The 12,978-nt window shown below is 53.6% G+C and carries 13 protein-coding genes and 2 pseudogenes; 3 read left to right on the forward strand and 12 right to left on the reverse strand.

Features of this window, described 5'->3' with window-relative positions; translation table 11 throughout:
* A pseudogene (locus AC13CY_RS12380) lies at positions 1–394 on the reverse strand (IS1380 family transposase); the annotation flags it as partial.
* A gap of 347 nt (positions 395–741) precedes the next feature.
* On the opposite strand from AC13CY_RS12380, the gene AC13CY_RS12385 reads away from it, so the two are divergent.
* Complete coding sequence (locus tag AC13CY_RS12385) at positions 742–1,167, forward strand: MerR family transcriptional regulator (RefSeq protein ID WP_044630842.1); 426 nt, start codon at positions 742–744, stop codon at positions 1,165–1,167.
* A 68-nt stretch (positions 1,168–1,235) separates the two neighbouring features.
* On the opposite strand, the pseudogene AC13CY_RS12390 reads toward AC13CY_RS12385, so the two are convergent.
* The 10 genes and pseudogenes from AC13CY_RS12390 to AC13CY_RS12435 form a co-directional block, all read right to left on the reverse strand.
* A pseudogene (locus AC13CY_RS12390) lies at positions 1,236–1,898 on the reverse strand (sulfite exporter TauE/SafE family protein); the annotation flags it as partial.
* A complete protein-coding gene (locus tag AC13CY_RS12395) occupies positions 1,899–2,441 on the reverse strand; it encodes a protein-disulfide reductase DsbD N-terminal domain-containing protein (RefSeq protein ID WP_062374714.1) in 543 nt (180 codons plus the stop codon).
* On the reverse strand, positions 2,438–3,250 hold the full coding sequence (lgt, locus tag AC13CY_RS12400; protein ID WP_008958484.1) for a prolipoprotein diacylglyceryl transferase: 813 nt from the start codon (positions 3,248–3,250) through the stop codon (positions 2,438–2,440). Before lgt ends, AC13CY_RS12395 begins: the two co-directional genes overlap by 4 nt.
* A gap of 67 nt (positions 3,251–3,317) precedes the next feature.
* Positions 3,318–3,845 (reverse strand): DsbE family thiol:disulfide interchange protein, encoded by a 528-nt coding sequence (locus AC13CY_RS12405; protein WP_035586998.1) that lies wholly within the window; start codon positions 3,843–3,845, stop codon positions 3,318–3,320.
* A gap of 89 nt (positions 3,846–3,934) precedes the next feature.
* Complete coding sequence (locus AC13CY_RS12410; RefSeq protein ID WP_044630736.1) at positions 3,935–4,612, reverse strand: TVP38/TMEM64 family protein; 678 nt, start codon at positions 4,610–4,612, stop codon at positions 3,935–3,937.
* A gap of 62 nt (positions 4,613–4,674) precedes the next feature.
* Positions 4,675–5,505, reverse strand: a complete 831-nt coding sequence (gene dsbG, locus AC13CY_RS12415; protein ID WP_008958487.1) for a thiol:disulfide interchange protein DsbG — start codon at positions 5,503–5,505, stop codon at positions 4,675–4,677.
* A 65-nt stretch (positions 5,506–5,570) separates the two neighbouring features.
* Positions 5,571–5,699, reverse strand: a complete 129-nt coding sequence (locus AC13CY_RS12420) for a hypothetical protein (protein ID WP_269474880.1) — start codon at positions 5,697–5,699, stop codon at positions 5,571–5,573.
* A 33-nt stretch (positions 5,700–5,732) separates the two neighbouring features.
* Positions 5,733–8,207: a heavy metal translocating P-type ATPase gene (locus AC13CY_RS12425; RefSeq protein WP_483052600.1), complete on the reverse strand. Its 2,475-nt coding sequence runs from the start codon at positions 8,205–8,207 to the stop codon at positions 5,733–5,735.
* 78 nt (positions 8,208–8,285) lie between these two features.
* On the reverse strand, positions 8,286–8,693 hold the full coding sequence (locus AC13CY_RS12430; RefSeq protein WP_058579630.1) for a heavy metal-responsive transcriptional regulator: 408 nt from the start codon (positions 8,691–8,693) through the stop codon (positions 8,286–8,288).
* A gap of 71 nt (positions 8,694–8,764) precedes the next feature.
* Positions 8,765–9,400 (reverse strand): peroxiredoxin, encoded by a 636-nt coding sequence (locus tag AC13CY_RS12435; RefSeq protein WP_008958491.1) that lies wholly within the window; start codon positions 9,398–9,400, stop codon positions 8,765–8,767.
* A 247-nt stretch (positions 9,401–9,647) separates the two neighbouring features.
* Here AC13CY_RS12435 and AC13CY_RS12440 point away from each other — a divergent pair, with 247 nt between their 5' ends.
* Together AC13CY_RS12440 and AC13CY_RS12445 are read left to right on the forward strand one after the other, a co-directional pair.
* Positions 9,648–10,370, forward strand: coding sequence for a cytochrome c biogenesis CcdA family protein (locus AC13CY_RS12440; protein WP_022522193.1), 723 nt, complete (start codon positions 9,648–9,650; stop codon positions 10,368–10,370).
* 420 nt (positions 10,371–10,790) lie between these two features.
* A complete protein-coding gene (locus AC13CY_RS12445) occupies positions 10,791–11,120 on the forward strand; it encodes a four-helix bundle copper-binding protein (protein ID WP_074211541.1) in 330 nt (109 codons plus the stop codon).
* Positions 11,121–11,604: 484 nt separating this feature from the next.
* Here AC13CY_RS12445 and AC13CY_RS12450 read toward each other — a convergent pair whose 3' ends face one another.
* Positions 11,605–12,774: a DcaP family trimeric outer membrane transporter gene (locus tag AC13CY_RS12450; RefSeq protein ID WP_172415933.1), complete on the reverse strand. Its 1,170-nt coding sequence runs from the start codon at positions 12,772–12,774 to the stop codon at positions 11,605–11,607.
* Between the last annotated feature and the right edge of the window lie 204 nt (positions 12,775–12,978).

Here is a 12,978-nt window from a genome sequence, read left to right on the forward strand (position 1 = left end):
CCAGGCAGACGTGCGTCGTCTCGGCGGTGATCGGTGCTTCGATCAGTGACAGCAGGGTCGTGGACCAGGTGGCGGTGCGCGCCTGCAGGTCGTTGGCGGCAAGTTTCTCCAGCCGCTGTCGCAGCGTCGCCGCGCTCGGGACCTTCTGCAGGGTCAGCAGTTCTTGGAAGGGCTTGTCGCGGGGGAAGTTCTCGACACCGTCATAGTCGCTCATGCCCACACACACCAGGCCCAGGTAGCTCTTGATCACGTGACTGGTGGGCATGCCCAGCGTGGTGGGGAAGCGGCTCTCGATGCTGTCCACGCCAGCGATCTCGAAGCATTGCCCGATGATGGACAGCCCGGCGTGGCTGGTGAGGGTGCGGCGACTGGCGCGGAACTTTATGTTGGGCATGGCACTGTCAGGGTGAATGGCGATAATGGCTATATTGCCATGCAGGTCAGTGGGTTATAAGTGCTTCCGGGGGCCGGTCTCACGGATTCAGGGTTTACGCATGACACTCTCCTCTGTATGTGAGTCACTCTGCCAAACGCGCTGGTAGTAGGACTTGATTACGGTTTTTTATCCTGTGGCAGGAGTGCTTTTTTAAGATATCCTTAAAGCAGACTTTAAGGTCAAGGCCTCATTTTAAATTCGTTATACAACCTAAATGTTTGTCATGAGCGCTCAGCTGAAGACTTGACCTTTGGGCAGCCTGGCGGTTGTAAGCTGGCTACGAGTAAACAAATGAGGGTAAGCCAATGCGAGTCTCCGAGCTGGCTCAGACGGGAGGGGTAACGGCAGAAACGGTACGTCACTATACAAGGGAAGGGTTGTTGCAACCGCACCGCGACCCGCGCAACGGTTATCAACTCTACGATATAGAGTCCTTGGGGCGCCTACGTTTTATCGACTGCCTGCGTTCGCTGGGCGTTAGTCTTCCAGAGATCAAACAAATATTATCTTGGGCGGATCAAGGCACCGTAGAGTTTAATGAACCAGTACCACTCGCCACTCAAAGGCGACGTCTTCACTTGCGGACCCAAGAACTTCAGGTGATAGCGCGATGGTTAGATAACATGAACCAAGACAAGATGACTGAAAGCTTCAGGCTGAAGGAACTAATCGAATCGCTTGGGACAGGTAAATTAGTTTTCGAGGCTAATGATTCGCGAAGTAATCATTAGTGATGCTGCGAAGTCATGGCACTGTGCGTATCCACCATCCCTATCATGGATTGCAGATGCCAGAGTTACCAGACGGCAAACGTAATAATCAGCAGCGCTGCTAGCGTACGAGTCGCGGGGCTACGTATCCATATTGAGACACGGCGCGCTGCCACTCCGGTCGCTAGGACGGCAGGCAAGGTGCCGAGCCCAAAGGCCCCCATCATCGCGGCGGCACGCAATGGCTCGGCTACAGCAAGACTCCAGGCCAGCATCGAATAGATTAGCCCACAGGGCATCCAGCCCCATAGCGAGCCAAGTGCGAATGCTTGGGGTACTTTTACAACAGGCATCAAGCGACGGCCTATTGGTTCGATGCGGCGCCACAGGACGCGCCCCAGTGCCTCGATACGTAGCAAGCCCTTCCACCAGTTGGCGATATACAGTGCCATTAGTATCAACATGACCGCCGCCAGGATACGCAACACCAGGGCGAAGCTGTCCAGTGCATGGTTGAGCACGGAACCGAGCAGGGCCACCAAGGCACCAGCGATCATGTAGCTGCTGATACGACCTAAATTATAGCCGAGCAACAGACCTGCTAAACGCCTCGGCTGTCGCATGCTGGGGGGCACAGCAAAGGTCAGGGCACTCATGATGCCGCCACACATGCCGATACAGTGCGCGCCCCCCAGCAAGCCGAAGACGAAGGCCGCCGCCAGCGGCGGCAGGCTCATGTCGGCGGGATTCATTTAAGGGGCTCCTTTGGAGCTACCCGCCGTATCACGGGAGGGGCTGATAGTGAAGGCCGCCGGAGGCGAACCGTACGATGAGACGAGTTCGACCTGTTCGGGTGGATAGCAGAGTCCTTGGTTGGAACAGCCCTGAAAGGTCACCATGATGGCCAGCGGCCCGGTAACGGTGTCGCTCGCCTCTATGGGCGCACTCACCAACACCTGATCGTAGAAAACGTTAATGTTCCCTAAAGACGCGTGCGACATTGGCTCGCCAGGCGGCAAAGCCAACTCACCGAAATTGATATCTTGAGAGAGACTCTCAATCGCGAACTGATGCCGGTGAAGGTAGTAATTTTCGGCGGCGGTGAAGCCGATATAAACTCGATCATCGTCTCGCCAGGCGGTGGTTCGGAAGGCTTCTTTAGCCGGTAGAAAGTCACGTTGGGGCGAACGGTTAAAGGGGGAACTTTTGTCACCAACCTCAAACATCTCTTCACGTGCCGCTACCGGGGTGACTATAAAGAGTGCCACCGTTAGAAAAGCGAAGACTTGTTTCATGAGTTTAACGCCGCCTTTGGCTTATCCATTGGCTGACCTCTGGACCAAGCGACCAGAGCAAAGCCCGCGACGATCATTGGTAGTGTCAGTAGCTGCCCCATGGTTAACCAGCCAAAAGCGATGAATCCCAACTGAGGGTCGGGGAGGCGCACGAACTCTACGATGAAACGGAAGGCTCCATACAGAAGCAGGAACAGCCCAGAGATGAGGCCCCGCTGACGTGGTCGGCGCGATAGCCACCACAGCACGGCAAACAACACGACACCTTCAAGGGCAAACTCGTAGAGAGCCGAAGGATGCCGTGGCTCTGGGCCCAGCTCCATCATGGATGGAAACACCATTGCCCAAGGTACATCACTAACTCTCCCCGGTAACTCGTGATTGATGAAGTTCCCGAGGCGACCCGCTCCCAGGCCGATGGGGACTAACGGAGCAATGAAGTCGGTCAGTTGAATAAAAGCCAGTTGATGTTTGCGAGCAAACAGCCAGGCAGCCACTAACACACCGGCAAGGCCGCCATGAAAGCTCATGCCTCCTTCCCAGATTTTTAGTAACCAAAGGGGGTTGGCTTGCAGTTGTTCGAGCCCGTAAAACAGTGCATAGCCAAGGCGGCCGCCAACGATGATGCCGATGGCGGCGTAGAAGATCAGGTCGCCTATATCATCGTGGCTTAGGCCGAGTCGGTGGGCGCGACGCCGACCCAACCACCAAGCGGCCACTAGCCCGATTACATACATTAAGCCATACCAGTGAATCTGAAGAGGGCCTATGGCGATGGCGATCGGGTCGATTTGAGGGTATTGCAGCATATATCTTCCTTAATCAATCGTTACTGTTGGAGTCATCAACAAAAATTATTGCGTCTTAAGAGCCGTTTTATCGTTTCCACTTCTCGACTTCCTGGATGACTCGCTCAACATCTTCAGAAGTTATGTAACCTGTATGTTTGTAACGAATAGTGCCCTCGGTATCGACCAGATAGCTTTCGGGTGCGCCATAAACACCTAGCTCAAAACCTAGGTTACCCTCTGGATCAAAAATATTGACTTCAAAAGGATTCCCAAACTCGTCAAGAAACTCGAGTCCCTTTGCCTGGGTATCCTTGTAGTTGATGCCAACCAAGCGGACGCCTCGCGCGGCTAAGTCCAATAACTGCGGCATTTCATGCTTGCAAGTGGGGCACCACTCTCCCCAAACATTGACCAATGTCACCTTATCTTTAAAAAGAGATTCATCAACGACCCTTGAGGGGTCTTCCAGCGTCGTCAGGTTGAAGGCCGGAAACGGCTGAGCTAACAAGGGGGAATCTCTGGCGCTAGGATCCATTGATAAGCCCTGATAAAAGAAAAAGCTCAAACCAAAAAAGCCCAATAGGGGTAAAAATAGCAATGTCCGAGATTTCACGTATACGTCTCACAGGTAGTAGCGGGTAAGTGCCTGCTGAGCATTGTTAGTGCTTACGGAAGTTGATTTGGAGCACTAGGTTGCATCGGTCATGGCTTCCGAGCCCATAGGCGTTTCGCCAGCAGCGGCAGCAATGTGATGCCACTGATGAGGACCAGCGCGATCGTGAGACCACGGGAGTCGGCGGTAATTAGCACTTCGCCGAACTTGACGATCAGATACGCCGTGGGGATTACGCCGGCCAATGTGGCGATCAAAAAGCGCCAGAAGGACAGGGGTGTAATACCTGCCGCGTAGCTGATGGCATCAAACGAAATGAAGGGCACCAATCGGGATGCAAAAACGATGAGCATCAAGCCGGTTTGAGAGCGTTCCTTCCCCAGCCAGTTAAGGATGGGACGCGTACGCGACCAGCGTTGCATTACCTCATAGCCGAACAAACGAGCAATGCAGAAAGCGAGCAGAGCGCCGGCTTCGGCACCGATAACGACATAGGCCGTTCCCCAAACTGGGCCGTAGATCGCACCGGCCACCATGGCAATCGGACCACTGGGGATCGGGCTCATGACAATGGCCGTAATCATCATAAAGATGATGGCCAATGGCCCCCAGACGCCCAACCCATCAACCCATTCACGCAAGGCCTGCTTATCGGTCAAGACCGACAAGGCGCCGGTCTCCATCAGGATCCAATAGAGGGACGCCAAGCCCATCAGTAGAGAGAGCCCCAAAAAGAGCTTTTGCTTTACACTAAGCTTGGTTGCCATGTCCATCTCAGTTGTGGGGAGCAGGGAGACATGTCATCTCAGCCCTGTACCGTGATGGAGTATCATTCAACACCCAATATTTCGCGAAGCTGGTCGGTCGACACTGCACCATTGATACGCTGTACTTTCCCGGCTTCATCACGGTAGTAGCTGGTCGGCGTCCCTGTAGCACCGGCCTCGCGCATGATCTGGGCATGCTTTCTGAGCAGCGCTTGACTCTCCTCCGACGGCTCCACCGGTTTTATGCCGCCATTGCGAAATTCCAATTCATGGGTTTCGAGAGCGCTAGCCGGATTGTCGGCTTCAAGGATTGCGGCAGCTTTGCGAAGACTGTCCTCTGATAGCACGCCGACCAGCACGTGACGAAGCTGTAGTACGCCTTGCTCGATTAGCGGGCGTGAATTCTTCCAGAGTGCGTTGCAGTAGGGGCAGTTGGGGTCTGTTAGTGTGTAAACAATATGCGATGCATCATCATTCCCCTCCGAGATAAAACGAGTGTTTTCAAACGCACTCCAGGCAGCTTCCAGCATGGGTTCCAGCACCAGAGCCTGAAGCTGGCTTTCCATGACGGCATTGCCCTGGGGGTCGATTAACGTACCAATGACGGCATAGTCGGAAGAGGAAGAAATATAAGCCGCCATAGGCTCATTATCATAAGACAAGGCATAGCCTTGGAGGTCGTCAGGCGCTTCGAAGATGCCATGGAATGTGAACCCTTGATCCACCAACACGGTAATCGTCTTGGGCAAGGGAGACTCAGTATTAGCGGCAATGCCGGCCTGATGACTCTCATTGGCATCGGTTCCTGCTTCCTGCGCCAACGCAGGCAACGTAATAAGACCTAACAGACCTGCAGCGGCTAGGTAATAAGTAGAATGTAGGATATGCCTCATGAATGCTCTCTTTATCAATTACTGTTTTTCCAAGGGATTAGGTCGATCACATTTACTGGCTGGTTTTAGTGCTTCTTATTAAAAAACAGGTGCTTGATAAGCGCAGCAACACCAAGCCCCAGTGCAATAATCAACAAGATCGCTATTAGGCCCATCCCCGCCATACCCCACATGCAACTATCACTTCCCATCATTTTGAATTCCTCTTTAACACTACGGTGTTTGGTTTAGGCGCGATGAACAGCATCGTTTGGACGTGGTGTGGCATTGCCGGTATCTGGCGTGAAACGGCGTAGCCGCAACGAGTTAGTCAGCACAAAGACACTGGAAACGCTCATGGCCGCCGCCGCCAGCATGGGGCTGAGCAATACGCCGATGAACGGATAGAGCATGCCCGCCGCCACGGGGATTAGCGCTACGTTGTAGCCATAGGCCCAGACGAAATTGCTGATAATGGTCCGGTGGGTGCGCTTGGAGAGCGCCGTGGCATTGACGATGCCTCGCAAATCGCCACTCATCAGCACCACATCGCCGGACTCGATGGCGATATCGGTGCCAGTACCGATCGCAATGCCCACGTCGGCCTGGGCCAAAGCGGGTGCATCGTTGATCCCGTCCCCCACAAAAGCGACACGCTTGCCCTCCGCCTGGAGACGCCGGATCTCTGCCGCTTTCTGGTCGGGCAGCACCTCAGCGAGAACCTGCTGGATGCCAACCTGTCGGGCGATAGCATCGGCAGTGGCACGGTTATCGCCGGTGAGCATGGCCACCTCCAACCCTTGCGCTTTGAGTGCTGTGATAGCGTCGGCAGAGCCCTCCTTGAGGGGATCCGCCACCGCGATGACTGCAGCAAGCTGACCGTCTACCGCGGCATAGAGCGGGCTCTTGGCGTTCTCGGCAAACACCTTGGCGCGTGTTTCTGCCTGGCCGAGCTCGATTTCCAGCCGATGCATGTAACGATCAGCTCCCACATGTACCAAGTGGCCGTCGACCTCGGCTTCAATGCCGTAGCCAGGCTCGGCACTAAAGCGACTGACCGAGGGTAATTCCAGCCCACGGGTCTTGGCGCCCTGCACAATAGCCTCAGCGATGGGGTGCTCGCTTTGAGCTTCCACCGCCGCGACCAGTCGCAGCACGTCGTTTTCATGACCGTTAATAGCTTCGAAATCAGTCAGTTCGGGGCGTCCTTGGGTCAAAGTGCCGGTCTTGTCCAGCACCACCGTATTCATCTTGGCCAGCGTCTCAAGCGCCGCCCCTTTGCGAAATAGCACCCCCATCTCGGCCCCTTTCCCGGTACTGACCATGATGGCCGTTGGGGTGGCCAGGCCCATCGCACATGGGCAGGCAATTAGCAGCACGCTAACGGTAGTGACAAAGGCAAAGGACAAGGACGGCGCCGGTCCGAAAGCGAACCAGAGTGCAAAGGTCATCGTGGCGATAGCGATGACTACGGGAACAAATACACCAGCAACCTTGTCGGCCAACTGCTGGATGGGGGGCTTCTCCGCTTGGGCCGTTTCCACCATCTTGACGATCTGCGACAAGACAGTGTCGGCACCGACTCGCGTGGCCCGAAAGGTAAGTGCACCGTTCTTGTTGATAGTGCCACCGACGACTTCGGAATCCTTCTGTTTGACGACCGGCACTGGCTCACCGCTGATCATCGACTCATCAACGTAGGAGTGACCCTCCTCAACAATGCCATCGACTGGAACACGCTCCCCTGGGCGAACCAAAATACGATCGCCCGTGACGACGGCGTCGATAGGCAGCTCGACGGTTTCATCTTCGCGGATGACGCGGGCAGTTTTCGCCTGTAATTGCAGAAGCTTCTTGATAGCCTCGGAGGTGCGGCCCTTGGCAATGTGTTCAAAATAGCGACCGAGCAGAATTAGCGTCACGATGACCGCCGCCGCTTCGAAATAGCTCACGGCGGTTCCGACGGGGAAGAGCGCGGGCATTAGCAGGGCGGCGACCGAATAAAAATAGGCAGCGCTCGATCCGATCATAACGAGGCTATTCATGCCAGGATTAAAATGCCGGAGTTCGGCGAAGCCAGTACGATAGAAGCGTGCCCCGGCATAGAACTGCACCGGTGTGGCCAACAACCACTCAACGCCCATCCAGCCGCGATGCGGCATTAGACTCGTTAACAGCGCGTCAAAGGCGGGAATCATTTTCCCCATGGCGATGATAACCACCGGAATCGTAAATATTGCCGCGAGCACGACTCGGCGGCGAAGCTCGGCTCTCTCCCGATCCTCGCTGTCCGTTGGTGGCGGCGTATCGGTATCCTGCGGTTCATAGCCGGCTTCGCGGATGGCATGCTGAATACGCGTTAACGAAACGGCTCCTGGCAGGAAACGAACGAAGGCCTTCTGGGTAGCAAGGTTAACACTCACTTCCACCATGCCGGGCAGCTTCGTTAGCGTTCGCTCTATCCGAGAGACACAAGATCCGCAACTCATGCCGGTAACAGGAATCTCGATACTTTCCACTACCGGTTGATAGCCCGCTGTTTCAATGGCGTCGAGTAGGCTAGTGGTCGTGGTAACTGCTTCGACCTGGATAGCCGCCTTCTGGGTGGCGAGGTTCACTTGAGCGTTGATCACGCCTGGCTGCTGGCTGAGTGCACGTTCCACACGCCCAACACAGGAAGCACAGGACATACCACGAATCTCGATATCGACGTTTTGCGCCATAATGAAGATCTCCTGTTATTTATTGACGACCCGATATGCGAGCTTGATTCCCCATGTTCGCTGTCGAGAAAGTGCTGATCATTCAGCCTGCTCAGCGATAGCTTCAACAATCGGGCAGCCTTCCTGCATAGGCCCTTCGCCTGCACACTCGCTCAGTGTTTTCGATAATACGGCTTCAATCCGCGTGAGGTGTTTGATCTGCTCGCGCACCTTGTGCAGCTTCTCCCCGGCGATGCGTTTAGCTTGCGCCCGGTCGCCATTAGCATCCTGAAGCATTAGCAGCTCCCGAATCTCTTGCAGCGTGAAGCCCCACTGCTTGGCATGGACGATAAACTGCAACCGATCCACAGCTTCCAGTGGGTAACGCCGATAGTTGGCATCGGTCCTCCTCGGAGGAGGCATAAGTTTCTCTTTTTCGTAGAATCGAATCGCCTGGCTAGCGACCCCGCTTCGTTCGGCAAGCTCGCCGATACTTAGTGTTTGCATAGCGTTACCTCACGACATTATTAATCCAAGCTTCTGGCAGCCTGACTCAACGAATCTACCGGTCGGGGCTCCTATTGCTCCGGTTGGCGCACGACCCTAAGGTAGGGCGTCTTGGTGTTCCAGCCTTCGGGAAAGTGTTGCCTAGCGTCATCATTCGATAGCGATGGCGAGATGATGACATCGTCACCATTTTGCCAGTCAACGGGGGTGGCCACTTTGTGCTTGTCAGTTAGCTGAAGCGAATCGAGAACCCGCAGTATCTCGTCGACATTACGTCCTGTGCTGGGTGGATACGTCAAAGTGAGACGAATTTTCTTGTCAGAATCGATGATGAAGACCGTACGCACCGTCAGTTTGGGGTCGGCTTTGGGATGGATCATTCCATAAAGCTTCGCTACCACCTGATCTTCGTCAGCCAGCAAGGGGTAGTTCAGGGCCGTGCCCTGAGTCTGTTCAATATCCCCCGCCCAGTCGTGGTGAGAGCTGAGGGGATCCACCGAAACCCCAACCAGTTTGGCACCCCGCTGGGTGAATTCGTTCTTTCGCTTGGCAAACGCGCCCAGTTCTGTGGTGCATACTGGCGTAAAATCAGCGGGGTGCGAGAACAGCACCGCCCAGCTGTCGTCAAGCCATTGGTGAAAGTTGACCGTGCCTTGCGTGGATTCGATCGTGAAGTTTGGTGCTGTCTCGCCCAGTTGTAGCGCCATGGAAATGTCCTCATGTCATTCATTGAGTAGCCACCATAACTTTGAAGTCAACTTTAAGGTCAAGCTTGATGTGTAATATTTGCAATTCGATAGGAGACAAATAATTTGTCAATAAAGGTTGACCTTAAAGCAGCTGTAAGCCTTAAAATTCTTACGGCGTTAAAATGGATATGATAGGAGGTAGCACCATGGGATTGGTATCAATACCCTTGTTGGCCGTCTCCATAACTTAAGTTGCGATAACACATTGGAATCTCTCTCTTCCATCGGCTTGGTCGGCGCCTTTATCGGCGGATTGGTCTCCTTCTTCTCGCCCTGCACGCTGCCCCTGTTACCGGCCTACCTGTCGGTGGTCACAGGCGGTAGTGCCGGTAAAGCCGACAGGCGGTTAGAGGCATTGACCCTCAGTGCCTTCTTCGTCTTCGGCTTCAGCATCGTGTTCATCCTACTCGGGCTCGGCGCCAGTAGTATCGGGCAACTGATGCGAGGGTATCGCCAAGAATTCAACTGGGTTGCCGGCTCGGCGGTGATCGTGCTGGGCCTCTTCATGACCGGCGTGTTCCGATTGCCGCTTTTCCAGCGTACCTTTCAGTTCACCCCCAATGTCCAGGGTGGCTCTCCGCTTTCGGCTACTGTGTTCGGGGTATCTTTTGCCATCGGCTGGACGCCCTGTATCGGCCCCATCCTGGGCGCCATCTTGATGGCCACGTCCAATGCTGCTAGTGCCCAGGCTGGAATGATATATCTCAGTGCCTACTCGGCAGGACTGGCGCTACCTTTTCTTGCCAGCACTTTACTGATTAACCGATTCGCTCTGCATCGGCAAAGCCTAGGAAGGTGGAGCGCCTATGCTCGCCCCGTGGCGGGCACGGTTGTGATCCTGATGGGCATCGCCATCGTCTCGGGTACCATGACGCGGCTTTCCAGTATCATGGTCGACCTTTTTCCCTCCCTGGCGACCCTGGGGTAGCCAGGCCGTCAGAGAAGTAGAGATTAATTTTCATACTGACTCCTTAGGAAGCTTATTAGGCTGAGCTAGTCTCCTAAAAGGAGATTATTTTTATAAAGCTTAGAACTTGATTCCTCTCATTATTAATTTAGTTTTCTCACCTACTTACTTTAATTAGGGGCTTCGTGGCGAGCTAACTTCCAGGCGCAGCGAATGCTGCAGTATTTTTTGAAAAACATTTACTATAGTAGGCCTTCCTGAATCTTAACTGAATAATAAAAAATTATTGGCAAGTAGCGCACAGCTACCTTTTTAACTTTATATTTCGTGAGTAGTTACCTGATTACCTTTCCTTGATTTTTCTTTTAGGTTGTTCTAGCTTTATTATGCCAAGCAAGAGCTATGGTGAATAAAATCTGATTTAATAAATGGAGAATCGAGATGAATTTTGGAAAATATGAGAATTGCATTGAAGCTTGTCACGTATGTGCAGCGTATTGTGACAAGTGTGCAACTGAGTGCCTAAAAGAAGACGACGTAAAAATGATGGCGGAATGTATTCGCCTTAAAATGCAATGTGCTCAAATTTGCCGGTTAGCCGCTTCATTCATGGCACAAGAAAGCGAGTTTGCGCACGAGATCTGCCGTCTATGTGCCGACATTTGTAAAAAGTGTGGTGATGAGTGTGCAAAACATGATGCAACCCATTGTCAAGAGTGTGCTCAAGCTTGTCATCGCTGCGCTGAAGAATGTGCCGCAATGGCCAGCTAAGCTTCAAACCAGCCGGGGCAAGCGCTCCGGCTCGACGTGAACTTCTATGGAGAAATTCATTTGCTTTAACTCAGGCTTTCAAATTATTGAGGTAATTATTTTGAAATAAACTCTAGTAGAAGCAAGCCTACTGCGAGCCTCTTTTAAGGAAACACTGCATAAATACGACCGTTGCTGCCTAAGTGCCACCGGCAGGGCAAAATACAGTTTTCCACTACCCGCCAGAGTTCTCGATGAAACAGATCTCGTTTGCTCAGGCTGAGCACCAGAACAATAAGAAGGTCACCCGCCGGGAAGTGTTCCCGACGCGACCCGGGAAGTGTTCCCGACGCGACTGATCTTTCTTATTCAGTTTAGTGACAGTGGTATTGTGGGTCGCCTGTTCGATCAGGCCCCACATGAAGTGACGAAGACCATAAAAAAGCTTGGGCATACGCCCAAGCAATCGATCAAAACAGCTTCTCTGCTATGCTACTAACTCACCCTAGAAACTATACTGGGCAGCCACCATCACACGGCTCGCATCTTCTTCACGGCCATCGGCCAACTCCGTTTCGAAATAGCCGTACTCAATTCCGTACATCAAGCGTTCGTTGGGAGTCCACATCAGATTAAGAAATGTATTCTTGTTCTTTCTACCTGCATTCCCACCTACGGTAGGGTCGCCCAATTTGACATCGGTATAGCCATGGGACGCGTTCAGTGAATAGTGTGGTGATATTTGATAAGAAAGACCAAGGGCTCCGCTATCGCCAGATAGCGTTTGCAGCTTACCGTTGGTATCGACGTAGGCATCGGCACCGTTGAAGTAATCGCCAGACAGATAGAGGTAACTGTTCGCCCCCTCGCTGGCGTTCACGATCGCTCTCAAGGTCACCGGTCCGGCATGGTAGGCACCTGCGGCGAAGGCCCCATAGCCCATTTCCGTATCCTTCTCGCTGCCGGTATCGTACTTCAGCTGCCGGGCGATGCCGGCGATTGAGTAGGAAAAGTCACCCATACTATCTTCATAGCGCAGGCTCAACGCGGGCATCGATGATACGGCATCGTCATTATCTGGCAAGGAGGCGTCTTCAGGTAAGGAACCATCGATGTTCTCCGCCAGCTGTGCTTTTGGATCTTCCGCAGCTATCGAGAATCCTCCAATGGTGTAGCGCAACTGGGCAAGGCGCGTACCATAGCCACCATAGCTTCCCGCCGTGCTAAAGAAATCCAGTGTGGGCGTGGCGGCGACGAAGGTGTTGTAATTCGACCAGGTCTGCCCGGCAAGGATGCCATTCCAGGACCCATAGGCATGCCGTAGTCTGAAGCGCGTATTGTCATCGTTGTAGGACCAGAAGTCCCCTTCGATAACGGTGTCTAGCGTGCTCCCCTCGACAGGCGTGCTGGTTCGAAAGCCAATGCGGCTCTGGGTGGCGGATATCTGAAACTGATCACCGACCTTACCTTCCGACCTTTCGACTTCTCCAAAGTAACCTTCGTTTGCCGATCCGGCATCCCGATCGAAGTTGTAAGCCATGTTCAGCCTGGCGTAGCCATAAAGCCCCACGGTGGTCTCTCCCACTTGGGTTTCCAGGGCCGAAACATACGTCGAGCCGATTGCCAAGGCCATAACCGTCATGCTGACCAAGGGAATCTTCTTGTTATTCCACATGATGACACCTCTTTATGAATTGTCTTGTTTTTACGCCGATTGCGGCACTATAAAGTTAGCGAAGAGTTATTGTCAAATCTGGTGTATGACCATCAGGCGGCGTCTCTGCCAGTTTGATCATCCACCTGCTCTCCATCCCGAAACTGGACGTTGTCCACGACCAGCTTCAGTTGGTCGAACCCCTTGATCCGCTTCCAGCGTTTT

Source organism: Vreelandella sp. L-15 (assembly GCF_056857635.1).